Here is a 25,941-nt window from a genome sequence, read left to right on the forward strand (position 1 = left end):
ATGAATAGACATCCAATAAGACTGAGAGGAGGGGCCGAGGGGAACGACCCCGGCGAAAGGGCGGAACGATCAGGCACACTGGACGTTTGGCCGAAACGAAAGGGTGCCGCGCGTGAATGGTCCACTCATCGTCCAGTCCGACAAGACCCTGCTCCTGGAGGTCGACCACGAGCGGGCGGACGACTGTCGTCGGGCCATCGCGCCGTTCGCCGAACTGGAGCGGGCTCCGGAGCACATCCACACCTACCGGGTGACGCCGCTGGGACTGTGGAACGCGCGGGCCGCCGGCCACGACGCGGAGCAGGTCGTGGACGCGCTGGTCGAGTTCAGCAGGTACCCGGTGCCGCACGCGCTGCTCGTCGACATCGCCGAGACGATGGACCGCTACGGCCGTCTCACCCTGAGCAAGCACCCCGCCCACGGCCTCGTCCTCACCACCACCGACCGCCCCGTCCTGGAGGAGATCCTCCGGTCGAAGCGGATCGCCCCGCTCGTCGGCGCCCGGATCGACCCGGACACCGTGGTCGTGCACCCCTCGGAGCGGGGGCAGATCAAGCAGACGCTGCTGAAGCTGGGCTGGCCGGCCGAGGACCTCGCCGGGTACGTCGACGGCGAGGCCCACCCGATCGAGCTGCACGAGGACGGCTGGGCGCTGCGGCCCTACCAGAAGCAGGCCGTGGAGAACTTCTGGCACGGCGGCAGCGGTGTCGTCGTCCTCCCCTGCGGCGCCGGGAAGACGCTGGTGGGGGCCGGTTCGATGGCCCAGGCGAAGTCGACCACGCTGATCCTCGTCACCAACACCGTCTCCGCCCGGCAGTGGAAGCACGAGCTGGTGAAGCGGACCTCGCTGACCGAGGACGAGATCGGCGAGTACAGCGGGACCCGCAAGGAGATCCGTCCCGTCACCATCGCGACGTACCAGGTGCTGACGACGCGGCGGAAGGGTGTCTACCCGCACCTGGAGCTGTTCGACTCCCGTGACTGGGGCCTCATCGTCTACGACGAGGTGCATCTGCTGCCCGCGCCCGTCTTCAAGTTCACCGCGGACCTCCAGGCGCGGCGGCGGCTCGGGCTGACGGCGACGCTCGTGCGTGAGGACGGCCGGGAGTCGGACGTGTTCTCCCTGATCGGGCCGAAGCGGTTCGACGCGCCCTGGAAGGAGATCGAGGCGCAGGGCTACATCGCGCCCGCCGACTGTGTCGAGGTCCGGGTGAACCTCACCGACGCCGAGCGGCTCGCCTACGCCACCGCCGAGCAGGAGGAGAAGTACCGCTTCTGCTCCACGACCGCGACCAAGCGCCGGGTGACCGAGGCGATCGTCCGCCGGTTCGCGGGGCAGCAGATCCTCGTCATCGGCCAGTACATCGACCAGCTCGACGAGTTGGGCGCCCACCTGGACGCTCCGGTGATCAAGGGCGAGACGTCGAACGCGCAGCGCGAGAAGCTGTTCGACGCGTTCCGTGAGGGCGAGATCAACGTCCTGGTCGTCTCCAAGGTCGCCAACTTCTCCATCGACCTGCCGGAGGCGACCGTCGCCATCCAGGTGTCCGGCACCTTCGGCTCCCGCCAGGAGGAGGCCCAGCGGCTGGGCCGGGTCCTGCGGCCCAAGGCCGACGGCCACCAGGCGCACTTCTACTCCGTCGTCGCCCGCGACACCATCGACCAGGACTTCGCCGCCCACCGGCAGCGCTTCCTCGCCGAACAGGGCTACGCCTACCGGATCATGGACGCGGACGAGATCCTGGCGGACGACGCCTGAGCTGCGGCCACCTGAGCCGAGGCCGCCCGCCCCTCGGGGGTGAGGCGTGCCCGGAGCCCGGGGGGGCCGGCTCCGGCCACGCCGGGGGGAGGGATGGTTCCGGGGCGCGTGGAGCGCCGTGGTGGCCGACGCCGCGGGGTGCTGCCCGGAGTGCGGGGACGGACAGCGGACGCCGGGCGCGCCGGGCCGGAGTGGAGCAAGAGGACGGAGAGGACGCAGAGGGCGGGAGGGACCGGGAGGGCGCAGAGGGCGGGCTCGAAGCGGGCTCTCGGAGTCGGAGCGGGGCAGGCGGGCCCTGGCTCCGACGCGTGGGGTCGGGGCCTGTCCCGTGGGCGTCGGGGGCGCGTCAGGTGGGGCGGCGTATGCCCGCTTCTTCCGCGTACTCCCCGAGCACGATCACGCCGAAGGCGGCGCCCACGAAGACCTTGACGGCCCGGAGGGCGTCCGCGAAGCGGTGGCGGGGGTGACGGTCGTCGAGGCCGGTCGCACCGTGAGGCGGACCGGGCCGGCCGGCTGCCGAGGCTGGGTGGAAGGTCGCTGCACTCATGTATCCATGGTGGAACGTCCGCCTGTGGATGGCGTCGGTCTGTGGATTGAACCGGCTGAGCATTCCCCTCACCCTCAGGTCGTGCCGCCCCCTGGTACCCGCGGCGTACCCACCCCCTAGGGGTACGGCGACAGGACCCCGGCGCCCCGTGAGGTCGTGAAGTACCGCGGCCGGACACCCGCTCTTGGGGAGGTACGGGCGGGCGGACCGAAATCCGTTGGCCCTCTCCCCCTCGTCTCGCCTACACTCTCCGCCCTTGCCCGCCTCCCGCTCGTGGAGCGCCGCCGCCCGGACGGAAACCGGTCGGCTCACCCCACCCCACCACCGGATCCCGTGGATCCCGTAGGCCCTCGGAGGCACTTCCTTGTCCGCGCCCGCCGACGGAGACGTCAACCCCCTCACCCGCGAACGCGACCATCTGGCCGCCTCCCGCTCCGCGCTGCGCGCCATGCGGGAGGACGTGGAGTCGCTGGACATCCGGGACGTGACCGCGAACTGGGTGAACGCGGAGGTGCTCGCGCGCCAGATCGACGACCGGATCAAGGCCCTCGCCGACCTGAGCGACACCCCGCTCTTCTTCGGCCGCCTCGACTACCTGCACGCCCCCGGCGCCGACCGGGCGGAGGGTGCCGAGGGGGAGAGGTTCTACATCGGGCGCCGGCACGTGCACGACGCGGACGGCGACCCGATGGTGATCGACTGGCGCGCCCCCGTGTCGCAGCCGTTCTACCGGGCGTCCAAGAAGGACCCGATGGACGTCGGGCTGCGCCGCCGCTTCGGCTACACCGGCGGCGACCTCACCGCGTACGAGGACGAGCACCTCTCCGACCCCGCCGAGGCGGCCGCCACCAGCAGGCTGCTCCAGCAGGAGATCGAGCGCCCCCGCGTGGGCCCGATGCGGGACATCGTCGCCACGATCCAGCCCGAACAGGACGAGATCGTCCGCTCGGACCTGTCCGGCAGCCTCTGCGTCCAGGGCGGCCCCGGCACCGGAAAGACCGCCGTCGGCCTGCACCGGGTCGCCTACCTCCTGTACGCCCACCGTGAGCGTCTCTCCCGCACCGGCACCCTCGTCATCGGACCGAACCGCTCCTTCCTGCACTACATCGAGCAGGTGCTCCCGGCGCTGGGCGAGCTGGAGGTCAAGCAGGCCACCGTCGACGACCTGGTGGCCCACGTGGAGGTGCGGGGGACGGACGAGGCGGCCGCCGCCGTCGTCAAGGGCGACGCCCGGATGGCCGAGGTGCTCCGCCGTGCCGTCCGCTCGCACGTCACCCTGCCCACGGAGCCCGTCGTGGTCGTACGGGGGTCGCGCCGCTGGCGTGTCCCGGCGTACGAACTGGAGGCCATCGTCAAGGAGTTGCTGGACCGGGACATCCGCTACGGCGCCGCCCGCGACGCCCTGCCGCAGCGGATCGCGCACGCGGTGCTGGTGCAGATGGAACGGTCCGGTGAGGCGCCCGACGACCGGGTGCAGGACGCGGTGGCCCGCAACACCGCCGTGAAGGCGGCCGTGAAGGCGATCTGGCCGCCCGTCGACCCGGCCAGGCTGGTCCTGCGGCTGCTCACCGACGCCGACTTCCTCGCCGAGCACGCCGAGGGCGTCCTCACCGACGACGAGCAGAAGACGATCCTGTGGGCGAAGCCGGCGCGGAGCGTGAAGTCCGCCAAGTGGTCCGCCGCCGACGCCGTGCTGATCGACGAGGCCACCGACCTGGTGCAGCGCACGCACTCCCTCGGCCATGTCGTCCTCGACGAGGCGCAGGACCTGTCCCCCATGCAGTACCGGGCGGTCGGCCGCCGCTGCACCACCGGCTCGGCGACCGTCCTCGGCGACCTCGCGCAGGGCACCACCCCGTGGGCGACCCGGAGCTGGCAGGAGGCCCTGGCCCACCTGGGCAAGGCCGAGGCGCACATCGAGGAGCTGACCGCCGGTTTCCGGGTGCCGACCGACGTCATCACCTACGCCTCCCGGCTGCTGCCCCACATCGCGCCCGGTCTGACGCCGGTGGCCTCCGTCCGGGAGAACCCCGGCTTCTTCGACGTGCGGCCCGTCGGGGACGACGCACGGGTGGTCGCCGCCTGCGAGGAACTGCTGCGCAACGAGGGGTCGGTCGGTCTGATCGCCGCCGACGCGCGCGTCCCCGCGCTGGCCGAGGCGCTCACCGCGGCGGGGATCGGCTATCTCGCACCGGGTGAGGAGACGACGTACGAGACGCGCCTCACCCTCGTGCCGGCGTCGCTCGCGAAGGGCCTGGAGTACGACTACGTGGTGCTGGACGAGCCGCGGGCGGTGGTCGACGGCGAGCCCGACGAGCGGACCGGGCTGCGGCGCCTGTACGTGGCGCTCACCCGCGCGGTGTCGGGTCTGATCGTGACGCACGCGGCCCCGCTGCCGCCGCAGCTGGCCTGATCCCCGCCCCGGGACATGGGGCGGTCCCCGGCGACCGAGGTCACCGGGGGCCGCTCCACGCGCGCCGGCCTACTTGAACTTGTTGCTGGTGGCCAGGTAGACCTCCTTGGCGTTCTTCCCCAGCCGCGGGCCGGTGATGAACGAGGAGCGGTCGCTCAGCGAGTTGTTGGAGACCAGGTAGGTACGGCCGTTGTGGATCATGAACCAGGGGCCGCCGGAGGCGCCGCCGTTCATGGTGCAGCCGACCATGTACTGGGCCGGGTAGTCGCTCGGGTAGCTGTGGCCGAGGACGAAACGCTTGGTCGCGCCCTGGCAGTGGTACATCTTCGAGCCGTCGTACGGGGCCTCGGCCGGGTAGCCGCGCACCTTCATGTTCTTGACCTTGTTGGCGGCCGGGGCGTCGAACCACACCGGGAGCGCCGAACCGACGCGCTCTTCCAGCGACTTGGCGCCCTTCTCCGGCTTCACGTGCAGCACGGCGTAGTCGTACGCGGCGGCCACGGTGCCCTGGCTGGCACTGCCGCCCTTGATCCAGGAGCCGGAGGTGGTGGCCCAGTCGGCCCAGAACAGGCCGTACGGGGAGACGTTGCTCGCTCGGTAGTTGGCGGAGGCCTGGCTGATGTTCAGCTTGGCGGTGTTGTTGAAGGACGGGACGAAGGCGATGTTGCGGTACCAGCCGCCGCCCTTGCCCGCGTGGACGCAGTGCCCGGCGGTCCACACGAGGTTGGACTTGCCGGGGTGGGCCGGGTCCTTCACCACGGCCGCCGAACAGACGCTGGACCCCTGGGGGGTGGTGAAGAAGAGCTTGCCGACGGGGGCGGCGTTCTTGTGGTAGGTCGCCTTGACCTTGGAGGCGTTCTGCCGCTTCACCGAGCCGTCGGGCAGCCAGACCTTGGTGGTCTTGCCCGACCCCTTGGAGACGTTGCCGGCGTCGGCGATCTCCGGCAGCCGCGTCGGCATCTGGGCCCTGGCCTCGGCGATGCGCTCGGGGGTCCAGAAGTTCTCGATGTAGGGGTTGGCGAAGTCCTCCGCCTTGGAGGCCCAGTCGTCGAAGTCCTGCCAGCCGCCGCTCTTCCACTTCTGCAGCGCGTCACCGGAGAGTTCGGTGGGCACGCCCTCGGGCAGCTTGAAGCCGCCGATGGTCGTGTCGCCCCCGCCCTCGTCTTCGCCGGTGTCGACGTCCGCCCGGGCGGTCGACCCGCCCGAGGACTTCGCCCCGGCCTCGTCGGACTTGCTGCACGCGGTGGTGGTGACCATGACCGCGGCGATCACGGCGGCGGCGGCCGTGAGACCGCGGCGACGTATGAATGGCATGGAGCCGTTCCCCCTGTGACTGAAACTTGTCATGCCCCGGCTTGGCCGGGACGGACCCCACTATGCATGCGGGACAGGGCCGGGGTGATCGCCGGGACGGCTCCCGCGGCGACTTCGCACACAACAACTACGTGGCGGATATCGATCCGTGATGTGACATCACGCCGCCCGGCGCCGCCCCTCACCCACCCCGTCCGCCTGGCCCGCCTCGCCCACCCCACCCATCTCGTCCGCCCACTTCGTCCGCCCGACCCGCACGGCCCGGACAACTCACAGGGTCTTCACAGCCTTTGATTCTTCATCACTCCGACACCTCCGGCCCCTTGTGCACTACCGGCCAGTAGCGCCAATCTGACCTGCGCATGCCATCCCCCGCTCGGCGTGCCCCACCCCGGCCCCCGGGCGTGCCCCGCGCCGCGGTCCATCAGGAGGTCGCAGTGAAGACAACCCCCCGCTCCGGCAGGTCCCGTCGTCTGAAGAGATCCGTGCTCACCGTCGGCGGCGCCCTCGCCCTGGTCGTCGGCGTGGCCGGCAGCGCGTACGCGGCCCCGCCCGGAGCCCTGCCCGCCAACGCGGAGGCCCTGGAGAGGACCTGGCAGCCCGCCTACGACTACGACACCGACGGCTGCTACTCGACCCCGGCGATCGGCCCGGACGGCACGGTCAACGGCGGCCTCAAGCCCACCGGCGCGCTCAACGGCAGCTGCCGGGACGCGTCCGACCTGGACAACACCAACGGCTACGCGCGCTCCAAGTGCAACAACGGCTGGTGCGCGATCCTGTACGACCTCTACTTCGAGAAGGACCAGGCGGTGGCCGGCAGCAGCATCGGTGGCCACCGCCACGACTGGGAGCACGTGGCCGTCTGGGTGCAGAACGGCACCGCCCAGTACGTGTCGACGTCCGCGCACGGTGGTTTCAGCGTGCACCCGGCGTCGGCGGTCCGCTGGGACGGCACCCACGCCAAGATCGTCTACCACAAGGACGGCATCCGCACGCACTGCTTCCGCCTCGCGGGCTCGGGCGACGAACCGCCGGAGAACCACAAGGGCACCTGGCAGTACCCGCCGCTCGTCGGCTGGAACGGCTACCCGGCGGGCGTCCGCGAGAAGCTCGTCGCCCACGACTTCGGCAGCGCCAACTTCGGCCTGAAGGACGGCAGTTTCGAGTCGAACCTGGAGAAGGCGAAGCCGGCGGGCATCGCCTTCGACCCGTACGCGTAGCGGAGCCGGTGGTATCCCCGTACGCGTAGCGGAGCCGGTGGTGTCAGGGCCGCGCCCGGCTCACGTCCGCCGGGCGCGGCCCCCGGTCGCGCGGCTCGCGCCGGCCGGCCAGACGACGTGCAGGGGCAGGCCCGCGCGGCGGGCGGCGGCCACGGCCGTGGCGGTGCCTCCCTGCGCCGTGGACGTCTCGCCGTCCCAGACGGCGACCAACCGGTGCGCCCGCCGGACCAGTTCGCGGTTGGCGTCCTCGTACGCCTGCCCGCCCGCGCTGTCGTGGCCGAGGACGAGCACCTCGGCCGCGGCCGCGATCAGCCGGTCGAACGTCGCGCCCTGCACGTCGCCGACCTGGCGCTCCCGGTAGTCCCGCGCCGGGATCACCGCGACCAGCCGGCCGCCGAGCGCGAGGACCGCCTCAGCGAACAGGGAGTCGGCGCCGTCGGCGAGACACGAGAGCCCGGTGATCCCCTCCGCCGCGTACGGCCCGAGGAACTCCCGCAGGACCCGCCGCACGAGGGGAACGCTCGCCTCGGTGAGGTCCCTGTGCCCGGTCACGGCGATGGCGATCAAGAGACCCCCGCCCGCCGGACCCGCCGTGGCCGTGGTGCCTGCCCCGGCTGCCTTTCCCCGCCCACTGCTCCACCCACTCGGCTAGAAGGAGTCCGCGGATCGTATGCCGCGGACCCGCCGACCGGTAGTGCCGGTCGGCCACGGCGCCAGAGCAAGGAACCCACCGCGCAGGCGACATGGAGCGGACGCGCGAGGCGCCCGGCGGCCGGGCCGGACAGCCGCGTTGGCGGCGGACCCGCGAGGAGGATCGCGCCCTCAGTACGCCACGGCGCTGCCGACGCCCGCGTCGAGCGCGGCCCGCCACTCCCGTACGGCGTCCGCGTCGACGGGCGTGTCCCAGCCGCCGGGGCGGGCGGCGCCGCCGATGTGGAAGGCGTCCAGCCCGGCGGCGCCGAGGCGGGGCAGGTGGTCCAGGCGCAGACCACCGCCGACCATGAGCCGCGGTGCGTAGCCGGGCTCGCCGCGCCGGGCGGCCTCCGCGAGCAGGGTCGGCAGTCCGGCGTCGACACCGTCCCCCGAGCCGGCCGTGAGATACGTGTCCAGCCCCGGCAGGTCCGCGAGCCGCCTGCGCAGGGCGTCGCGGTCGGCGGCGCGGTCGATGGCGCGGTGGAAGGTCCAGCGGCAGCCGTCCAGCTCGGCGACCAGGCGTTCCAGGACAGGCAGATCGGGGTCGCCACGCGGGTCGAGGAACCCCAGCACGAACTCCTCCGCCCCGGCGGCGCGCATGTCGCAGGCGACCCGGACGAGCGCGTCCAGGTCCCCCGCCGCGAACCCGTCGGTGAGCCGCAGCATCACCCGCGCCGGGATGTCCACGGCGGCCCGCACCTCGACGAACGTCCGCACGGTCGGCGACAGCCCGTCGGCCCGCATGTCGGCGACCAGCTCCAGCCGGTCGGCTCCGCCGGTCTGCGCGGCGACGGCGTCCCTGGCGTCCAGGGCGATGACCTCAAGGAGGACGGGCGTGGCCATGGGGCCCCTTCCGATTCGGGTACGGCGTAAGACGACAGCGGGCAGCAATAGGTCTAGTCCAATTTACCAACAAACCCGCCCGTTGGACCGCCCTCTCACGATTCGCGTACGGCCGACCACGCTCCGCATCTACCCTCGGGACCGGCGCAGGCCCAACAGAACCGGCTGTCAGAGGAGGACGTCGTCCCATGAGCAACACGAAGACCCTCGACCCGTCGCAGTCCACCCGCGCCCTGTACGGCGCGGAACTCCGCCACCGCCGCGAGCGTGCGGGCATGACCCAGGAGGAGCTGGGGGCGGCGCTGTTCATCAGCGGGGCGTACGTGGGGATGCTGGAGGCGGGGGTACGGCGGATGCGGCCGGAGTTCGCGAGGATGGCGGACGAACTGCTCCAGACGGACGGGTTCTTCACGCGGAACGTGGAAGCGGCACGGAACTCCCCGTACGAGCATCACTTCGCGGACGTGGTGGAGTTCGAGGGCCTGGCCCGCACGATCAAGGACTGGGCGCCGATCCTGGTACCGGGACTGCTCCAGACGGCCGGGTATACGCGGGCGGTCGTGCGAGCGTACGACCCCGTCCTGACGGAGGACGTGGTGGAGGAGCGGGTCTCCGCCCGCAAGGCCCGCGCGCACATCTTCGACGACCCGAGGAGGCCGCGGTACTGGGCGGTCCTGGACGAGATGGTGCTACGACGCCCTGTGGGCGGCCCGGTGGTGATGGCGGAGCAACTCCGGCACATCGCCGCGATGGTCCGACGCAACCGCATCATCGTGCAGGTGCTACCGCTGGCGGAGGGGGCGAACGCCGGGGTGGGAGGCGTCTTCAAGCTGATGACCTTCGAGGATGCGCCACCGGTGATGTACTCCCAAGGGGCCGAAACGGGACGCCTCTTCGACGATCCGACTGTGGTGACCCGCTCCACACTGACCTACGATCTGCTCGGGGGTGCGGCGCTGTCGCCTGCCGCGTCCCTCGACCTGATCGAGCAGGCGGCCAAGGAGTACGAGGATGCGTACCGCTCCCGATCTGAGGACCGCGACCTGGTGTAAGAGCAGCTACAGCGCAGGCACGTCGGACGAATGCGTGGAGGTCGCCGGCGACTTCACCGGCGCCGCCCTCTCCTGGCGGAAGTCGAGCCACAGCGGCGGCGAGCCCGACGAATGCCTCGAAGTCTCCGACGACCTCCCCGGCGTCGTCCCCGTCCGCGACAGCAAGAACCCCGCCGGCGGTGTGCTGCTCCTCGGCGCCACCGCCTGGTCGGCCTTCGTCGCGGCGGCGGGCCGGGAGCTTCCCTGAGAGCGATCGGTCAGTCGAAGAGGTTCAGTTCGGCGGGCGTCGCCCCGGCCAGCTCGTACGTCGCGGTGGTGAGCGGGCGGCCGGAGTAGAGCCGTACGAGCGTCGGGGCGTCGCCGATGTAGCGCGCGGGCGGGGCGTCGCCGCTGGGGGCGCCCAGCAGGAGGGGCTCGTCCGCGTCGTCGAGGTCGGCGTGGAGGGGACGCGTGCCGCGCGTACGGGTGAGGTGGGACAACAGGTCCACGGCCAGACCGAGTTGGGAGCCGCCGTACGCGCCGGGGAGCCCCCAGGCGTCCCGCACGTCCCCGGCGTGCACCCACTCCCCGAGGGCGACGCCGTCCAGGACGCCGCCGGCGTCGGCGATGACGGGACCGGCGTCGGTCATCCCGCGCTCCAGCTCGTCCACGATCTGCCCGACGGACCAGTCCGCCCGCTCGGCGATGTCCCGGTCGTTCGACTCGGGGCTGAACACGCCCTTCTCGAAGCGCCTTTCCACCACCCGCGACAGGGCGGCCGAACAGTGCGCGAGCACATCCCGCACCGTCCACCCGGGGCAGCAGGTCTCCGCCCCGAAGTCGTTCTCCGCCCGGCCCCGCAACAACGGCACCAGCACATCCCGCTCGGCCGCCAGCAACCGCCCCGGCAGCCCGGGATCCCGCACCTCGTGCACATCAGCGACAGTCATGGCCCCCACGCTAGGAGGCGGGGCGCCCCGATGTCCCCCTCCCACGGCACAATGCCCCCATGTCCCACGACCCGCTGGAATCCCGCTGGCTCCAGGCCCTGCTCCCGGCCCGTGACGACGCCCGTGCCGAGGTCCCTGGCGAGGCGGGTCACCCGAGCCCGCTCCCGTACGCGGCGAACCTGATCAAGCGGTGGTCCGAGCCCCAGCGGAAGTACCACACCCTCGATCACCTCACGGCGGTGCTGGACCGCGTCGACCTGCTGGAGGAGTACGCGGCGGACCCGGCCCTCGTGCGGCTGGCCGCGTGGTTCCACGACGCGGTCTACCTGCCGGAGCGGTCGACGAACGAGGAGCGGTCCGCGCGGCTCGCCGAGCGGGCGCTGCCCGAGGCCGGGGTGCCGGCGGAGAAGGTCGCGGAGGTGGCCCGGCTGGTCCGGCTCACCGTCTCCCACGACCCGGCGGACGACGACGCCAACGGCCAGGTCCTGTGCGACGCCGACCTCGCGGTCCTCGCCTCGCCCCCGGACGCGTACGCCGCGTACGCCGCCGCCGTCCGCGAGGAGTACGGCTTCGTGCCCGACGACGCCTTCCGCGAGGGCCGGGCGGCCGTCCTGCGCCACCTCCTCGCCCTGCCCCGCCTCTTCCGGACGCCGTACGGGCAGCGGGAGTGGGAGGAACGGGCCCGCGCCAACCTGCGGGCAGAGCTGGAATCCCTGTCCCCCGAGTGAGGTATCGGCCGTCGGTACCGGGGAACACGACGGGCGGCGGGGTTCGCCCCGGGAATGCCGCCGCCACGCCCCCGGTTTGCCCTCTATATGTCCTCCGACGCCGCCGCAGACCGCTCCCCTCACCGTCCCGCTCCCCAGCCCGGCGGTGCCCGCGTCCCCCTCTCCGTCTACGTCCTCGGGCTCGCCGTCTTCGCGCTCGGTACCAGTGAGTTCATGCTGTCGGGGCTGCTGCCGCCGATCGCCGAGGACATGGACGTGTCGATCCCGCGGGCCGGGCTCCTCATCTCCGCGTTCGCGATCGGCATGGTCGTCGGGGCGCCGCTGCTGGCCGTGGCGACGCTGCGACTGCCGCGCAGGACGACGCTCATCACGCTGATCAGCGTCTTCGGCGTGGGCCAGGTCGCGGGCGCGCTCGCCCCGAACTACGCCGTGCTGTTCGCCTCACGCGTCGTGAGCGCGCTGGCGTGCGCCGGGTTCTGGGCGGTGGGGGCGGCCGTCGCCGTCGCCATGGTGCCCGTCACCGCGCGGGCCCGCGCCCTCGCGATCATGATCGGCGGGTTGTCGATCGCCAACGTGCTGGGCGTTCCGGCGGGCGCGTTCCTCGGGGAGCACTTCGGGTGGCGGTCGGCGTTCTGGGCGGTCGCCGTGGCGTCGGCGACCGCCCTGGCCGGGGTCGCCGCGCTCGTCCCGGCCATTCCGCTGCCCGCCGAGCGGCCCCGGCTCGGCGCCGAGGCCCGCATCTACCGCGAGCCGCAGGTCTGGCTCTCCATCGCCGTCGTGGCGCTCGCCGCCGGCGGTGTGTTCTGCGCGTTCAGCTATCTCGCGCCGCTGCTCTCGGATGTCGCCGGGCTCGACGACGGCTGGGTGCCGACGGTCCTCGCGCTGTTCGGGGTCGGGGCGCTGACCGGTACGGCCGTCGGCGGGCGGATCGCCGACGCGCACCTCTTCGGGGTGCTGCTCACCGGCATCGCCGCCTCCACCGTCCTCCTGGTCGCGCTGGCGCTCCTCGCCTCGTACGCGGTCGCCGCCGTCCTGCTCTCCTTCCTCCTCGGCGTCTCCGCCTTCTACACGGCGCCCGCGCTCAACGCCCGCATGTTCGACGTCGCCGGGGCGGCCCCCACCCTCGCCGGTGCCACGACGACCGCCGCGTTCAACCTCGGCAACACCGGCGGGCCCTGGCTGGGCGGCACGGTCATCGACGCGGGGTTCGGGTTCACGTCGACCGCCTGGGCGGGCGGCGCCCTCACCGCGACCGCCATCGGCATCACGGCGGTGTCGCTGCGGATGCACCGGCGTACGGGCCCGTCACGGATCGCGGAAACGGGCACTAACCCTGCGAAAGTGCCGGCCTCGGCGTAGGGTACGGGCATGGCAGTGAGTGAGGTCAGCTTCGTCGAACGGGCCCGCACGGCGGCCGACGGCGGCACGATGTGCCCGCAGCGCGGGGCCCTGGAGCACATCACCAGCCGCTGGGGCACCCTCGTCCTGATCGCCCTGCTCGACCGCTCCTACCGCTTCGGGGAACTGCGCCGGGAGATCGGCAGGGTCAGCGAGAAGATGCTCACGCAGACCCTCCAGACGCTGGAGCGCGACGGCATCGTCCACCGCGACGCCAAGCCCGTCATCCCGCCCCACGTCGACTACTCCCTCACCCCCCTCGGCCGCGAGGCCGCCGAACAGGTCCGCGCCCTCGCCACCTGGACCGCCGACCGCATGACCGCGATCGAGAGGGCCCGCGAGGAGTACGACGCCGCGAAGGGCTGAGCGGCCGCCGTACTTCCGTGCCACCGGCCCCGACGCGCCCCCTGGGCCGTAAATCCGTTCGTCCTCCCGCGTCTCCCCCGCCTATCCTCGCGCCCATGCGACCTATGGGTGGGGAACAGGTACGGGAAGCCGTCGGGCACAGCGTGGCCGTGCTGCGGGGGGCCGTCGACCGGGACTGGGTGGGCACCAAGGCGGGGCGGCTGGACTGGAACTGCCGTGAGACCGCCGACCACATCGCCTCGGACCTGATCGCCTACGCGGGCCAGCTCGCCGGGCGGGCCCGGAGCGCGTACGTACCGTTCCGCATCGACACCGCGGAGTGCGCGGACAACGCCGACCTGCTGCACGTCATCGAGACGACGGGCACGCTCCTCGCCGCCACCGTGACCACCACCCCCGCCGACGCGCGCGCCTTCCACCCCTACCCCTTCCGCTTCGCCGACCGCGAGGGCTTCGCGGCGATGGGCGTCACCGAGGTGCTCCTCCACACCCACGACATCGCCGAAGGGCTCGGCCTCACCCCGTACGAGGCCCCGAGGGACCTGTGCGAGTCGCTGCTCGCCCGGCTGTTCCCGCACGTCAGGCCCGGTGACGACCCCTGGGCGACGCTGCTGTGGGCCACCGGCCGCGCCGATCTGCCGGGCCGGGCCCCGGTCACCTCGTGGAAGTGGAGCAACCCGCTGCACATCGACGCCGACCGCATCGTCCTCAAGGGCGTCCACCCGGCCGCCGCCGCGGACCTCGCCGAGGGCGGCACCGGCGGCTTCGACTGGATCGCGGGCGGCCCCGTCGACGGCACCCGCGTCGGCGCCGGCATGGTGTTCCAGGCGTACGAGGCCGGCGTGCACCGCCCCGAGTGGGGCATGTACGTCCTCGTCCGCAAGGAGGACGGGCTCGCCGTCGGCGCGCTCGGCTACCACGGCGCCCCCGACGAGGAGGGCCGCGTCGAGATCGGGTACGACCTGGTCGAGGGCGCGCGCGGGCACGGCTACGCCACGGAGGCGCTGCGCGCGCTGGCCGACTGGGCGCGCGAGCGGGAGCGTGAACAGGGCGACGTACGGTCCCTGTTCGCCGTCGTCGACAAGGTCAACACCCCGTCCCAGGGCGTGGTCACCCGCGCCGGGTTCGTGCGGGTGAGCGACGACTGGGGCGACGGGGAGGACGGCGAGCAGTTCGCGTACGAACTCCGTCTGCGCGCCTGACGTACGCCGGGCCCGAGCGTTCCGGTCTCCTCCCGCTTTCCCCCGCCCGGCCCGCCGCACGGTCCCGCACGTCACCGGCCGCACCCGCACGTCACCGGCCGGTCCCGCAGGTCACCGCTGGGACCGGCACATCACCGGCACATCACCGGCCCGTCACCGGCCGACGGGCCGTCCCTTGGGGCGCCGCAGCCCCGCCGCCGTGAGCCGGCGCAGCAGTTCCTTGGAGCCCACCTCCACCGCGCCCGCGGCGACGGCATCCTGGTAGCGGTGGGACGGGATGTCGTAGTGGTCGCGTTCGAAGGCGCGTTCGGGTACGCCGACCCGGCGGGCGAAGTCGTGCAGCTCGTCGAAGGAGACGTCGCTGACCAGGTGCGACCACAGACGCCCGTGCCCCGGCCAGATGGGCGGATCGATGTAGACGGTCACGAGGGCGACGGCCCCCCGATGGCGGCCCCCAGCGCGCCGACCGGCGCGACCCGGACCCCCGCCTTGTGGCACACCCACCGCGGATCGGGGCCCAGCTCCGGCTCGACGTCGAGGGCGTGCGGGTCGCCGGTGCCGCAGACCGGGCAGAGCGGCCAGCGCCCGTACCGCTCCAGCAGGGCGTCCTGGACGTCCTGCGCGATCAGCCCGGCGACGTACTGCGCGCCGTCCGGCCACTGCTCCACCCACCAGCGGCGCCGCGCCACGGAGTCCTCGACCATCGAGACGACGTCGGCCTCGGCGACCTCCAGGGCGACCAGATCGGCGAGCACGAGCGCACGGGCCGCGTGCAACGCCTGCTCAAGGGGGCTCACGGGATCACTGGCGGGACTCATGCCTCCATTGTGCGCACCCTTGACCGCACACCCGGACGGAAAATATCTTTCATGGTGTGAGTGATGAGGTGAAGGAAATTTTCGCGCGAAGGAAAGGACGGAGACCACCGGAGGCGTCCACGGCCGAGGGCCGCAAGCAGGCCGCCGCCGGGAGCGGACGTGCCGCCGGGGCTGCCGCCGAGGGCGGACGTGCGGGTGCGGCCGGAGGCCGCGGCGGAGGTGGAGGCGGCGGTGCCGCTCCGCCCGCTCCCGCCGCGCTCGCCGCGAAGGTGCGGACGCTCGCGCCGTCCATGACCCGGTCCATGCAGCGCGTCGCCGAGGCGGTCGCGAGCGACCCCGCCGCGTGCGCGGCGCTCACGGTCACCGGCCTGGCCGAACTGACCGGCACCAGCGAGGCGACCGTCGTCCGCACGGCCCGGCTCCTCGGCTACCCCGGCTACCGCGACCTGCGCCTCGCCCTCGCCGGTCTCGCCGCCCACCAGCAGTCGGGCCGCGCGCCCGCCGTCACCGCCGACATCGCGGTGGACGACCCGCTCCCCGACGTCGTCGCCAAGCTCGCCTACGACGAGCAGCAGACCCTCGCGGACACGGCGGCCGGCCTGGACATGGTGCAGCTCAGCGCGGCGGTCGGGGCGCTGGCCGGGGCCCGCCGGACAGACGTGTACGGAGTCGGGGCGTCGGGGCTGGTCGCGCAGGACCTCACGCAGAAGCTGCTGCGCATAGGGCTGATAGCCCAGGCGCACAGCGACCCGCACCTCGCCGTCACCAACGCGGTGCAGCTCCGCGCGAAGGACGTGGCCGTCGCGATCACCCACTCCGGTTCGACGGGCGACGTCATCGAACCGCTGCGGGTGGCCTTCGACCACGGCGCGACGACGATAGCGATCACCGGACGGCCCGACGGGCCGGTCTCCCAGTACGCCGACCTCGTGCTGACGACGTCGACGGCACGGGAGAGCGAGCTGCGCCCGGCGGCGATGTCGTCCCGGACGAGCCAACTGCTGGTGGTGGACTGCCTGTTCATCGGGGTCGCCCAGCGGACGTACGAGTCCGCGGCGCCCGCGCTGTCGGCGTCGTACGAGGCGCTGGCGCACCGCCACCGGAGCGGAGGGCCTTCGCGGTAGGCGAGGACGGGACACCGCAGCCGTCGCCTCCCACCGCCCCCGCCCTCCGGGGACGCCGATCGCACCGTACGGAGATGAGTCACCGCATGCCTCCCCTGCCTTCCCTGCCCTACGGCTCCACCCCGAACGACCTGGCCGTGCGCGCGGAGCTGGAGTCGCTGACGACCGAGGCGTTCCGCCCCGACCTGGCGGACATCGACCAGCTGCCGACCCTGGACATCGCGAAGCTGATGAACGGCGAGGACGCGACCGTGCCGACGGCGGTGTCCGCGCGGCTGCCGCTGATCGCGGCGGCGATCGACGCGATCGCGGAGCGGATGGCGCGCGGTGGCCGTCTGATCTACGCGGGCGCGGGCACGGCCGGGCGGCTCGGCGTCCTCGACGCGTCCGAGTGCCCGCCGACCTTCAACACGGCCCCCTCGCAGGTACTGGGCCTGATCGCCGGCGGCCGGGAGGCGGTGATCACGTCGATCGAGGGTGCGGAGGACTCGGCGGACCTGGCCCACGCGGACCTCGGCGCGCTGGCGCTGACCCCCGACGACACGGTGGTGGGCGTCTCCGCCTCCGGACGCACGCCGTACGCGATCGGCGCCGTCCAGTACGCCCGCAGCCGGGGCGCCCTGACGGTGGGCCTCGCCTGCAACGCGTCCAGCGCGCTCGCCGCGGCCGCCGACCACGGCATCGAGATCGTCGTGGGCCCCGAACTGGTCACGGGCTCCACCCGCCTGAAGGCCGGCACCGCCCAGAAGCTGGTCCTCAACATGCTCTCGACGATCACGATGATCCGCCTGGGCAAGACCTACGGGAACCTGATGGTCGACGTCCGCGCCACCAACGACAAACTCCGGGCCCGCTCCCACCGCATCGTGGCGCTCGCCACCGGCGCGACCGACGACGAGATCGACACGGCCCTGACAGCGGCGAACGGCGAGGTCAAGACCGCCATCCTCACCCTCCTCAGCGACACCGACGCCCCCACGGCGACCCGCCTGCTCCAACAGAACCACGGCCACCTACGAGCGGCCCTGGCGGAAGCGACGACCACACCGGCGAGCTGAGGGGACGGGACGCTACGGCGTCGTCGGACGCCGCCGCCGCACCATGTGCCGGACGGCCGTCGGCGCCAGCCCCACCCCCGCGCTGGCCAGGAACGCCGCCGCGGCCAGCAGGGTCGGCCGCCAGGGCCAGGGCGCGCCGGTCAGCTCCAGATGGGCCGAGGGATATTCGCAGAACTTCGCGGTGGCCAGCGCCGTACCACGGTCGCTGTGCTCGGCGAGGTCCCGCAGCACCGGATCGAAGCCGAACTCCCCGGACCGCCGTCCCCCGCCGGGCAGTTCGACGGTGAGCCCGTTGCGGCGGGCCCAGCCGCCCAGCGCACGGCCGGCGCCGGAGGCGTTCTTGACGCCGGGCACCACGAAACGGTCCGCGCCGTGGGCGCCACCCTCTGCCGGCCGGGTGACGAGAACCAGGCCGTGGCGCGTGGTGACGGTGTCACCCGCACCGACCACCACCGTCCTGGCGGCGAAGGAGACTCCGCCGTATCCCTCGAACGCGGCGGCCGCGTCGATCTCCTCGACGCCGTCGACCAGACCGATGGCCGTGGTGGGGCGCAGCCACGGAAACGCCGCGTTCAGGGCGTACGGGAGGTCTCCGGGAGCGAGATGGTTGGCCGGTATCGAGGTCGGTCCGTCCGGGGTCCACCCGGGGTAGGACAGTCCGGTGCCGATACGGGTGGCCTCCGCCTCACCCGCTAGTTCCTCGACCAGCCGCAGCGCGCCGACGGTGCCTGAGGTGACGCCGGCGGTGGTGGTCACCCGCCCGTCCTCGACGTAGCGCCGCCCGCGCTCCCAGCCGACCTGGGGGTAATCGCGTTCGAGGGAGTCGATGTTGGACCAGAACGAGGTGGCGTCGCGACCGTCGAGCAGACCGGAGGCGGCCAGCAGTTCGGAGCCCGCGCACACCCCGAGGATCCGGGCGCCCTCGCGGTACCGCTCGACGATCCACCGGCGCAGGCGTTCCTCGCCCGCCCCGGTGGGGTCGGTCACGGCCGGCACGACCACCACATCGGGTTCCGGCAGCGAACCGTCCGCCACCTCGGCCAGCGTGTGGTCGGGCAGCACGTGGGCACCCCCGGACAGCGGGGAGACCCGGCGTTCGGCGGCCACCGTGTAGACGAACATGTGCCGCGACTCGGCGAACACCTGGTAGGGCGCGAGCACATCAGTGGCCACGGAACCCTCGTTGCTGACGGCGACCGCCACCGTGATGCGGTCGTCCGGCACCGGCCGGGCGGCGGGCCACGCCCGGGGGTCGGTTCCGCGGGGGGCGGCGGCGAAACTGCCTGCCATCGACGCGCTCACCCCCGCGAGGACGATCCCCGCCAGGGTGACGGCCGCCAGAACGGTACCCAGCAGTGCCCAACCGATACGGCGCAGTACCCGGCGCCCACCAGAACTCAACTCGGCCATGACAAACCTCGACAATCCGGGCGTACGGCAGCAGTGCGGTGCCGCCGGCCCTCGCGGAAACGGAGACGAAAACGAAGGGGAGAGAGCAGGAACAGGAGAAAGAGGGAAGGGAGAGGGGAGGAGGCGGAGGAGCAGGAGCAGAAGCAGACGCGGGAGCAGGCGCAGGAGCAGGCGCAGGAGAAGCGGCCCCTGAAGAGGGCCGTCGGCCGGGAGCCCGGCTCCGTCAGGCAGTGGGCCGCGACGATCCGCGCAGCAGCGAGGGCGGGACACCGAAGGCGTCGGCGACCACCCGGCGCAGTTGGCGGGCGTCACGGAACCCGCAGCGGAACGCGATCGCCTCCACCGTCAGGTCGGTCCCGGACAGCAGGGTGCGGGCCCGCTCAAGCCGCAGCTGCCGCTGGTAGGCGAACGGGGTGACGCCGGTTGCCGCGGTGAAGGCCCGGGTGAGACCGCGCGGGGACAGCCCGGCGACACCGGCGAGTTCAGGCAGGGTGAAGGCCGTGTCCAGATGTTGTGCCAGATGGTCCTGCACCCGGTGCACCGCGGGCTGTACATGGTCGCGGTGCCGCAGGAACGGACTGATCTGGGTCGCGTCGCCGTCGCGCCGCAGGTACAGCACCAGTTCACGCGCGACTGCCGCGGCCAGTTCCGGGCCGCGCTCCCGCTCGACCAGGGACAGCGCGAGATCGATGCCCGCGGAGATGCCCGCGCTGGTGCTGATCCGGCCGTCGTGCACGTAGAGCGCGGCCTCACGCACCCGAGCCCGCGGGTACCGGTCGCGCATCGCGGAGGTGAGCGACCAATGCGTCGTGCACGCCCTGCCGTCCAGCAGCCCCGCCTCCCCGAGGACGACCGCGCCGGTGCACACGGACGCCAGCCGAGCGCCCGCGTCATGGGCGTCGCGCACCCAGCGCACCACGGCAGGTGCCACCAGTCGGTCGGATGCGGTCAGCCGGGGACCGGGCACGAGCACCAGATCACCGGCTGTCGCCCGGCTCGTCGCGAGCGGCGCCAGCCCCGCCAGGCGCAGTCCCTGGGCGGACCGCAGTCCGTCCGTCTCGGCCACGTACTCCAACCGGTAGCCGCCCCCGAGCTGCGCGGCAGCGTCGAAGACCTGCACGGGACCGCCGAGGTCCAGCAGGTTCACCTCGGGCAGCACCAGGACCAGCACCCGCCCGGTACGCCCGTCCGTCTCCTCGTTCACCGCGCCACAGTAAGCCGCGGCGCGCCGCCCGCACGAGGTCCCCCGTGGACGAAGGGCGGACAGATCCGGCACTCACGTGCTGACGCACCGAATGGTCGCCGACCGGCCCGCCGCCGGCCGGGACCCCCGTTGTCGGTGCGGTGTGGCACCGTGGTGAGGTCACCCCGCAGCCGCCCCGCAGGAAAGGCCCGAGCCCTGTGAACCATGCCCAGCTCACCGCCCTCGGCCGAGCCCTGCGCCTCCTCGGGGAGCACGGCGACACCCTCACCGCCGACACCCCGGACGCCCGCCTGCACGAGGTGAAGGCCGACCTCAGGCGCGCCCTGGAGCTGCTGGACGAGACGGTCACGACGGCCGCCCCCACCACCCGCTGCCCCGAGCACCCGAACGGCCCGGTGGACGAGGAGGCCCCCGACCGCTGCCTGCTGTGCGAGACCCGCCGCCGCACGGCCCGCCGCACGGAGCTGAACGACAGCTACGGCCCGCCCCGCCCCACGGCCCCCACCACCCCGTCCCCCTCCCGCTACGGCGTCCGGGACGACCGCCCCCAGCCCCAGCAGCGCTGGCTCCCGGAGGCGTGGAACGGCCAGGTGTGGCAGCTGTGCGGCACGCCGCGCCGCGACCGCCGCGAGGCGGAGCTGTATCTCGCCGCCCAACGCCGGGGCCCACGCCCCGCGATCGCGTACCGCCTGGTCCACGAGTTCACCGACTACGACGTCCTGCGCATCTGGGGCGAGCCGGTCCGGCGGGACATCGAGCCGATGGGGAACCTGTGACGCCACGCCACCCGGATTACCCCTCGCACTCCAGTGCGATTTTGTTCTCATCCAGGCGCGTCGAGGGACCGCGGCGGCGATGACTGCGACCTGGGGGCGCATGCACCACACGATCCCGGCACGGTCGGCCCGGCAACCGCCCTCCGCCGTGCGCCCCAACCTCCTCCAGCAGGACAGCACGGTGAAGACGCAGAGCCACAGAGTCGCAGAGTTAATTACACACCCTGGCTCATTTTATGCAGAGATAGTTACGCTTAGACGTAACCATCTCTGCCAATCTATGTAACCATCTCTGCATGAACCGCACTGAACAGCTTGCCGTGCTCTCGTCGGCCGCGGCCGATCAGTGGGGCCTGGTCACTACCGCGCAGGCCAAGGAGCTCGGCCTGAACGCGGTCCAGCTGCTGCGCCTGACCGAGGCCGGCCTGCTGGAGAACGTCAGCCGGGGCGTGTACCTCCTGTCGGCCAGTGGCATGCCCCAGCACCTGGACATCAAGGCGGCCTGGCTGCGCCTGCATCCAGGCGAGTTCGCCTGGAATCGTCCTCCCGGGCATCCCATGTCCGGCGTCGTCTCCCACGCCTCCGCGTGCCGGCTCCATGAACTGGGCGACATCCCCGCCCCTGATGTGGAGATCACCGTGCCTCGCCGGCGCACGACGAACGAGCCTTTCGTCCACCTGCGCACCGCACCGCTGGACCCCGAGGAGATCACAGTGGTCGACGGGCTGCCCGTCACCACCGCCGGCCGCACCATCACCGACCTGCTGAGAGCCAAGGCAGACGGCGGCCACGTCGGCGGCGTCATCGCCGAAGCCGAACGCCGAGGCATGATCACCGTGGACGATCTCGCCGAACACGTGCAGCCCTACGCCCGCAGGTACGGTCTCGGAGCCACAGCCACCGGAAGCGACCTCATCGACCACCTCGTCACTCAGGCCGGCGAGAGCCTGCGCCGCCAGGAGGTCGACCGGGCCAGCCAGGAAGGGTTCAACGCAGCCGTCCACCTCCTGGCCGAACACCCGGATCTCGCCACCGCCCTTGCCCACAGCAGGCCCCGCACCGCCAGAGGAGCGAGCGGCGAAACCGCCGCACTCCTCGGCATGCGACTGTCCGCCCCGGACCGGCTCCCACGCGCCCACCCCATCACCACGGGAAGGGCCGCAGCGCTCAAAGCCCTCCGGGACATCGACCAGCAACCGGGGACATCCGGCCCGGCTCCGACCGAGCTGCTGCGGCAGCCCAACCCGGACCTGGCCGAAGCACTGCGCACACTGAGACATCTCGACCCCGCCGTGCTGCGTTCCCTCCAGCAGGCCGGCGTCCTGTCGCCCGCCATGCACAAGGCCCTGGAACAAGCGGCAACCACGACCAGCAGCCGGCAACTGCCCCCGCCCGGCGCCTCGATGAGTACGCAGGACGACGATCACGGCGACGACCACCCCGGCGGAGAGGACACCGACTGACCCCGCGAAAAAGAGGGAAGGGTGATCAATCCGGCGTAGATTTGGCTGACTTGAACCAGCACGCCGGGGGGCGAACGAACCATGGGCAGGACCTACGCGAGCCCGACGGCGTTCCGGGCAGCCCTGAAACAAGCCGCTCTGAACATGTCCAAGAAGACCGGCATGAGCGTCTCCGACCTCATGAAGATCTTCTACTTCAACCGGCTCGCCGCTCGTGCTTTCACCAAGGAGCCTGACGCCTGGCTCATCAAAGGCGGGCAGGCCTTGTTGATCCGCTACCGCGGCGCCGCACGCCTCAGTCAGGACATCGACCTGCAAAGCGCGCACCCCGATCGAACTGCCGACGAAGCACGGCAGCTGATCATCGAGGCCGCCTCGCTGGATCTGGGCGACTTCCTGCGCTACACCCCGAGCAGGTTCGAGAACCACAGTGACGAAGGCCGCGGTGGCGCGCAGCACTTCAAGGTCTTCTGCGGCACAGCCCAGGTGGCCGACATCAAGGTCGACCTCGTCGTGGGCCGATCCCTCTCCGGCGCTCCGGAAACCCGCACCTTGAAGTCCGCCGTTGACATCGAGTGGCCCGTCGACTGGCCAGACGTCCGCCTCTACCCCGTCATCGACCACGTCGCCGACAAGATCTGCGCCATGTACGAGCGCCACGGCGACAACGCCCAGTTCGGCTCCAGCCGTTACCGCGACCTGGCCGACCTCCTCCTGATCAGCCAGCAGGAGACCGTTCCCGGCAGTCCTGCCACCCAGGCGCTGCACCGGGAGGCCGCACGCCGGCGGCAGAACGGCACCACTCTCGAACTCCCCACAGCCTTCGAAGCGCCAGGACCTGACTGGCACGACGGATATCCCAAGCAAGCAGCACTGGTCGTCGGCCTGCACGGCTGCGGCACCTACGCCGAAGCCGCACAAGCCGCAGCCGCCTTCATCAACCCCCTGCTCGATCGGACTGCCCGGGGAACCTGGCATCCAGCCGACCGCACCTGGGCGTAACTGACGCGGGGACGGCGTCAGGAGCATCGACGTGTACCCCGCGATCCGCGGTCCTCCGGGACGGCGTCCGCGACCCCGCGGGTTTCGAGACATGGGCCGCCACGCGCGGCGCACCTCACGGCACCGCAGTCATGAGCTGAGCGCGACAACGCCGTACGGAATTCTCCCCACAGACCTAATCCGCCCGCACCTTCGTCACGCTCGACACAGACAGCTGGACCGGCAGGGCGCCCGTGTTCACCTGGGCGGCGAGCTGCCGGGCCTCCCGTTCGGTGAAGCTGCCGGAGATCTCGGCCGTGCCGCCGGTGATCGGGCCGTTCACCTGGGGCGCGGACAGCACGACTCCGTCGAGCACGATGGCGAACTGGTTGCGGGGCGAGACCTGGATGGACAGTCGGCCGGTGACATCGGCGAACTTCTTCCCGCCCGCCGAGGTGAAGTCCAGGGTCACGCGCCAGCCGCCCATCTGCTCGTCGTACGCCGCCTCCGCCTCGGACACGTCCGTGCCGACCACGGCGGCCGGTTCGAGCTGGTAGGTGGAGATGGCGCCCGCGTTCTCCCCGCACGCGGTGAGCGGCTCCGACGGGGAGCCCTCCACCGCGTCGGGGCACCGTTCCACACCCGTCTCCGCGACCATGCTCAGCACCGGACGGAACGCCAGCTCCGCCGGCTGCCCGAGCGCCTCCAGCGACTCCCGCCGGGCGGCCGGGCCGGACACCGTGATCCCGGCCTTGTCCTCGACGGTCACCTCCACGGTCCCCAGCCCGGCCTTGTCCGCCCGGTCCCGCATCAGCTCGGCGGTCCGCTCCAGCGTCCGCGGACTCACGGGCTCCTGCGGTGTGAACGTCACGAAGGCCCGCTCGCCGCCCGGTTCCCCGGACGCGGAGGCGGAGGCGGACGCGGAGGCCCTCGTCCCCGGCTTCTCCGACGGACGCCCGTCCGCGTCACCGGAGCCACCCGACCCACCGCACCCGCACACCAGCGCGAGCAGACACGCCATCCCGAGCACCCCGCGCACCGTCATCCCGTCCCCCGTCCCCCGTCCCCCGACGTTCCATGACCGACCATCGTGGCACGAACACTCCGCAACGGGGCACGCTTGCGCAAACTGCCACCAGCCCTCGGCAACAGGCATGTCCTCCAGCACGGAACACGGCCACCGCTCCAGGCCCGTCACGCGGACACGGCGGACGCGGACGCGGCGGACGCCGACACGGGGACGGCGGACACGGGGACGGGTACGGAAACGGGGCGGCTCATGGCGGAACACTCCTGAGCGGCAGAAGGGCAGTGCAGGGCAGAGCCACGGCCGCCCCTCCATGGCCGCGCCGTCTCGCGCGGCCGCTCCCGTTCTGCGGCGTACTTCTGGAGAGCGTGTTCGTCAGAGTGCGCCCACCGTACGCGGGAGCCGCCCCACCCGGCGAGCGCACGACCGGCCCGCCACACCGCCCCGAAGCTCAAGCCCTCAGCTCCGAGCCCTCTTTGCAGGGAAGGGGAGGTGGGCCTCAACCCACCCTCCCACCCGGCGTGTTGACGTCCCGCGTTCGAGTTGCCACGCACGGTGATCGTGCTGATAGCGTGCGCGCAGACGAAACAGCCCCCGTCAGGTGCGCCAACACCTGCGGGGGCCTGACCTACAAGATCGAAGAGGAAGTTCGATCCCATGGCTGACGCCAAGCTTAGTAGCGCCCCCCTGCCCGCGCACGCGTCCTCGCACGCGTCCCCGCTCGGGTCGCCCCACCCGATGGCCAACCCGGGCTACGGCAAACGCACCGCCCCCGGCCAACACCCGCGCTCCCCGCACGACTTCGCTCACCTCCCGCCCCGCGAGGCGGCGATCGCCGCATACATCGACCGGCTGCCCGACGGCGCCGACATCTCCGTGAAGACGCTGGCCAAGACGCTCCCGTACGGTCAGTGCGCGCTGCGTACGGCCCTCAACAGGCTGCAGCAGGCCGGCCACTTGCGCCGGGGGCGCGAACATCTGACCGCCGAGTCGGGCAGTGCCCGGTGGATCACCCGATCGTGGTTCTCCCGGACCGCGCGGGACGACGACTGGTGGGCGAGGTTCACCCGGGGCGGCGTACCGGAGGCGGAGCGGGAGGACCCCGAGCGGGGCCGCCCGACCCGGTCCCGGGCCCATATCCTCCTCGCGGCCCTCGGCCGTACCACCCCGTCCCTGTCCCTCTCCCAGGCGGACTGCGCGGCCCTGGCCCCGCTCCTCCTCCCCTGGTTCGAACGCGGCGCCACGGACGAGACGATCCGCCAGGCCCTCACCACGGGTCTCCCCACCCCGGTCCACAGCCCTGCCGCCCTCCTCCGCACCCGCCTCACCAGGAAACTCCCGCCGGAACCGGAACCGGAACCGGAACCGGTGCCGGTACGGCCGCCGCTCCGCATGCTGGAGTGCGCCACCTGCCGCACCCCGGGCCGCCCCGAGGCCCTGCCGGGCGGCACCTGCGGCGCCTGCCGGGGCGAACGCGCCCCCACCCGCCACAAGGCGCCCCTCCCGGCCACCTCGGTCCACGCCCGCGCGGCGGAGATCCGTGCGGCGATGTCCCTGAAGCCACGGGGGAGGACCCCCGTATGACCGCTCCTGCGGCCCGATCCCGAAGGCGG

The 25,941-nt window shown here is 72.5% G+C and carries 25 protein-coding genes; 15 read left to right on the forward strand and 10 right to left on the reverse strand.

From position 1 onward, the window contains the following. The first annotated feature begins 112 nt into the window (after window positions 1-112). A complete protein-coding gene (locus GSY65_RS16710) occupies window positions 113-1,759 on the forward strand; it encodes a DNA repair helicase XPB (RefSeq protein WP_159769231.1) in 1,647 nt (548 codons plus the stop codon). Between the two features lie 346 nt (window positions 1,760-2,105). Here GSY65_RS16710 and GSY65_RS16715 read toward each other — a convergent pair whose 3' ends face one another. Beyond that, on the reverse strand, window positions 2,106-2,306 hold the full coding sequence (locus GSY65_RS16715) for a hypothetical protein (protein WP_159769234.1): 201 nt from the start codon (window positions 2,304-2,306) through the stop codon (window positions 2,106-2,108). A gap of 448 nt (window positions 2,307-2,754) precedes the next feature. Between GSY65_RS16715 and GSY65_RS16720 the strand changes: the two genes are divergently transcribed. After that, complete coding sequence (locus GSY65_RS16720) at window positions 2,755-4,719, forward strand: HelD family protein (RefSeq protein ID WP_443043295.1); 1,965 nt, start codon at window positions 2,755-2,757, stop codon at window positions 4,717-4,719. 69 nt (window positions 4,720-4,788) lie between these two features. On the opposite strand, the gene GSY65_RS16725 is transcribed toward GSY65_RS16720, so the two are convergent. Continuing rightward, a complete protein-coding gene (locus GSY65_RS16725) occupies window positions 4,789-6,033 on the reverse strand; it encodes a trypsin-like serine peptidase (RefSeq protein ID WP_159769240.1) in 1,245 nt (414 codons plus the stop codon). Between the two features lie 437 nt (window positions 6,034-6,470). On the opposite strand from GSY65_RS16725, the gene GSY65_RS16730 reads away from it, so the two are divergent. Continuing rightward, entirely contained in the window at window positions 6,471-7,256 is a 786-nt protein-coding gene (locus GSY65_RS16730) for an NPP1 family protein (RefSeq protein WP_159769243.1), read from the forward strand. 60 nt (window positions 7,257-7,316) lie between these two features. Here GSY65_RS16730 and GSY65_RS16735 read toward each other — a convergent pair whose 3' ends face one another. Then, window positions 7,317-7,823 carry a hypothetical protein gene (locus tag GSY65_RS16735; RefSeq protein WP_159769246.1) on the reverse strand — a complete coding sequence of 169 codons (507 nt, stop codon included), beginning with the start codon at window positions 7,821-7,823 and terminating at the stop codon, window positions 7,317-7,319. Between the two features lie 255 nt (window positions 7,824-8,078). Beyond that, window positions 8,079-8,792 carry a copper homeostasis protein CutC gene (locus tag GSY65_RS16740; RefSeq protein ID WP_159769249.1) on the reverse strand — a complete coding sequence of 238 codons (714 nt, stop codon included), beginning with the start codon at window positions 8,790-8,792 and terminating at the stop codon, window positions 8,079-8,081. A 188-nt stretch (window positions 8,793-8,980) separates the two neighbouring features. Between GSY65_RS16740 and GSY65_RS16745 the strand changes: the two genes are divergently transcribed. Next, window positions 8,981-9,844, forward strand: a complete 864-nt coding sequence (locus GSY65_RS16745; protein WP_201452564.1) for a helix-turn-helix domain-containing protein — start codon at window positions 8,981-8,983, stop codon at window positions 9,842-9,844. A gap of 34 nt (window positions 9,845-9,878) precedes the next feature. Further along, window positions 9,879-10,091, forward strand: a complete 213-nt coding sequence (locus GSY65_RS16750; RefSeq protein ID WP_328707531.1) for a DUF397 domain-containing protein — start codon at window positions 9,879-9,881, stop codon at window positions 10,089-10,091. A 10-nt stretch (window positions 10,092-10,101) separates the two neighbouring features. Here GSY65_RS16750 and GSY65_RS16755 read toward each other — a convergent pair whose 3' ends face one another. After that, entirely contained in the window at window positions 10,102-10,773 is a 672-nt protein-coding gene (locus tag GSY65_RS16755) for a maleylpyruvate isomerase family mycothiol-dependent enzyme (protein WP_159769255.1), read from the reverse strand. A gap of 59 nt (window positions 10,774-10,832) precedes the next feature. Between GSY65_RS16755 and GSY65_RS16760 the strand changes: the two genes are divergently transcribed. From GSY65_RS16760 to GSY65_RS16775, 4 genes are all read left to right on the forward strand, one after another. Then, window positions 10,833-11,501 (forward strand): HD domain-containing protein, encoded by a 669-nt coding sequence (locus GSY65_RS16760; protein WP_159769258.1) that lies wholly within the window; start codon window positions 10,833-10,835, stop codon window positions 11,499-11,501. An 87-nt stretch (window positions 11,502-11,588) separates the two neighbouring features. Further along, window positions 11,589-12,860: a Cmx/CmrA family chloramphenicol efflux MFS transporter gene (locus GSY65_RS16765; RefSeq protein ID WP_159769261.1), complete on the forward strand. Its 1,272-nt coding sequence runs from the start codon at window positions 11,589-11,591 to the stop codon at window positions 12,858-12,860. Window positions 12,861-12,869: 9 nt separating this feature from the next. After that, entirely contained in the window at window positions 12,870-13,265 is a 396-nt protein-coding gene (locus GSY65_RS16770) for a winged helix-turn-helix transcriptional regulator (RefSeq protein WP_201452565.1), read from the forward strand. A gap of 104 nt (window positions 13,266-13,369) precedes the next feature. Continuing rightward, entirely contained in the window at window positions 13,370-14,467 is a 1,098-nt protein-coding gene (locus tag GSY65_RS16775) for a GNAT family N-acetyltransferase (protein WP_159776068.1), read from the forward strand. A 153-nt stretch (window positions 14,468-14,620) separates the two neighbouring features. Here GSY65_RS16775 and GSY65_RS16780 read toward each other — a convergent pair whose 3' ends face one another. After that, window positions 14,621-14,893, reverse strand: a complete 273-nt coding sequence (locus tag GSY65_RS16780) for a DUF4031 domain-containing protein (protein ID WP_159769264.1) — start codon at window positions 14,891-14,893, stop codon at window positions 14,621-14,623. Beyond that, the gene (locus GSY65_RS16785; protein ID WP_159769267.1) at window positions 14,890-15,285 is read right to left on the reverse strand and encodes a hypothetical protein; all 396 of its coding nucleotides are present in this window, start codon (window positions 15,283-15,285) and stop codon (window positions 14,890-14,892) included. The genes GSY65_RS16780 and GSY65_RS16785 overlap by 4 nt, the downstream gene beginning before the upstream one ends. A 56-nt stretch (window positions 15,286-15,341) precedes the next feature. Here GSY65_RS16785 and GSY65_RS16790 point away from each other — a divergent pair, with 56 nt between their 5' ends. Together GSY65_RS16790 and murQ are read left to right on the forward strand one after the other, a co-directional pair. Continuing rightward, window positions 15,342-16,409: a MurR/RpiR family transcriptional regulator gene (locus tag GSY65_RS16790; protein WP_443043229.1), complete on the forward strand. Its 1,068-nt coding sequence runs from the start codon at window positions 15,342-15,344 to the stop codon at window positions 16,407-16,409. 86 nt (window positions 16,410-16,495) lie between these two features. Continuing rightward, window positions 16,496-17,467, forward strand: a complete 972-nt coding sequence (murQ, locus tag GSY65_RS16795; protein ID WP_159769270.1) for an N-acetylmuramic acid 6-phosphate etherase — start codon at window positions 16,496-16,498, stop codon at window positions 17,465-17,467. 12 nt (window positions 17,468-17,479) lie between these two features. On the opposite strand, the gene GSY65_RS16800 is transcribed toward murQ, so the two are convergent. Further along, window positions 17,480-18,877 carry a DJ-1/PfpI family protein gene (locus tag GSY65_RS16800; RefSeq protein ID WP_159769273.1) on the reverse strand — a complete coding sequence of 466 codons (1,398 nt, stop codon included), beginning with the start codon at window positions 18,875-18,877 and terminating at the stop codon, window positions 17,480-17,482. Window positions 18,878-19,100: 223 nt separating this feature from the next. After that, entirely contained in the window at window positions 19,101-20,081 is a 981-nt protein-coding gene (locus tag GSY65_RS16805) for a GlxA family transcriptional regulator (protein ID WP_201452566.1), read from the reverse strand. A gap of 197 nt (window positions 20,082-20,278) precedes the next feature. Here GSY65_RS16805 and GSY65_RS16810 point away from each other — a divergent pair, with 197 nt between their 5' ends. The 3 genes from GSY65_RS16810 (at window position 20,279) to GSY65_RS16820 (ending at window position 23,322) form a co-directional block, all read left to right on the forward strand. Then, entirely contained in the window at window positions 20,279-20,857 is a 579-nt protein-coding gene (locus tag GSY65_RS16810) for a hypothetical protein (protein ID WP_159769276.1), read from the forward strand. 296 nt (window positions 20,858-21,153) lie between these two features. After that, window positions 21,154-22,320 carry a type IV toxin-antitoxin system AbiEi family antitoxin domain-containing protein gene (locus tag GSY65_RS16815; protein ID WP_159769279.1) on the forward strand — a complete coding sequence of 389 codons (1,167 nt, stop codon included), beginning with the start codon at window positions 21,154-21,156 and terminating at the stop codon, window positions 22,318-22,320. Between the two features lie 144 nt (window positions 22,321-22,464). Further along, window positions 22,465-23,322, forward strand: a complete 858-nt coding sequence (locus tag GSY65_RS16820) for a nucleotidyl transferase AbiEii/AbiGii toxin family protein (RefSeq protein ID WP_236579828.1) — start codon at window positions 22,465-22,467, stop codon at window positions 23,320-23,322. Window positions 23,323-23,497: 175 nt separating this feature from the next. On the opposite strand, the gene GSY65_RS16825 is transcribed toward GSY65_RS16820, so the two are convergent. Next, window positions 23,498-24,346 (reverse strand): SecDF P1 head subdomain-containing protein, encoded by an 849-nt coding sequence (locus GSY65_RS16825; protein ID WP_236579831.1) that lies wholly within the window; start codon window positions 24,344-24,346, stop codon window positions 23,498-23,500. Window positions 24,347-25,066: 720 nt separating this feature from the next. Between GSY65_RS16825 and GSY65_RS16830 the strand changes: the two genes are divergently transcribed. Further along, window positions 25,067-25,912, forward strand: coding sequence for a hypothetical protein (locus GSY65_RS16830; RefSeq protein ID WP_159769285.1), 846 nt, complete (start codon window positions 25,067-25,069; stop codon window positions 25,910-25,912). Window positions 25,913-25,941 lie beyond the last annotated feature (29 nt).

Source organism: Streptomyces sp. HM190, from assembly GCF_009857135.1.
Classification (GTDB): Bacteria; Actinomycetota; Actinomycetes; order Streptomycetales; family Streptomycetaceae; genus Streptomyces; species Streptomyces heilongjiangensis.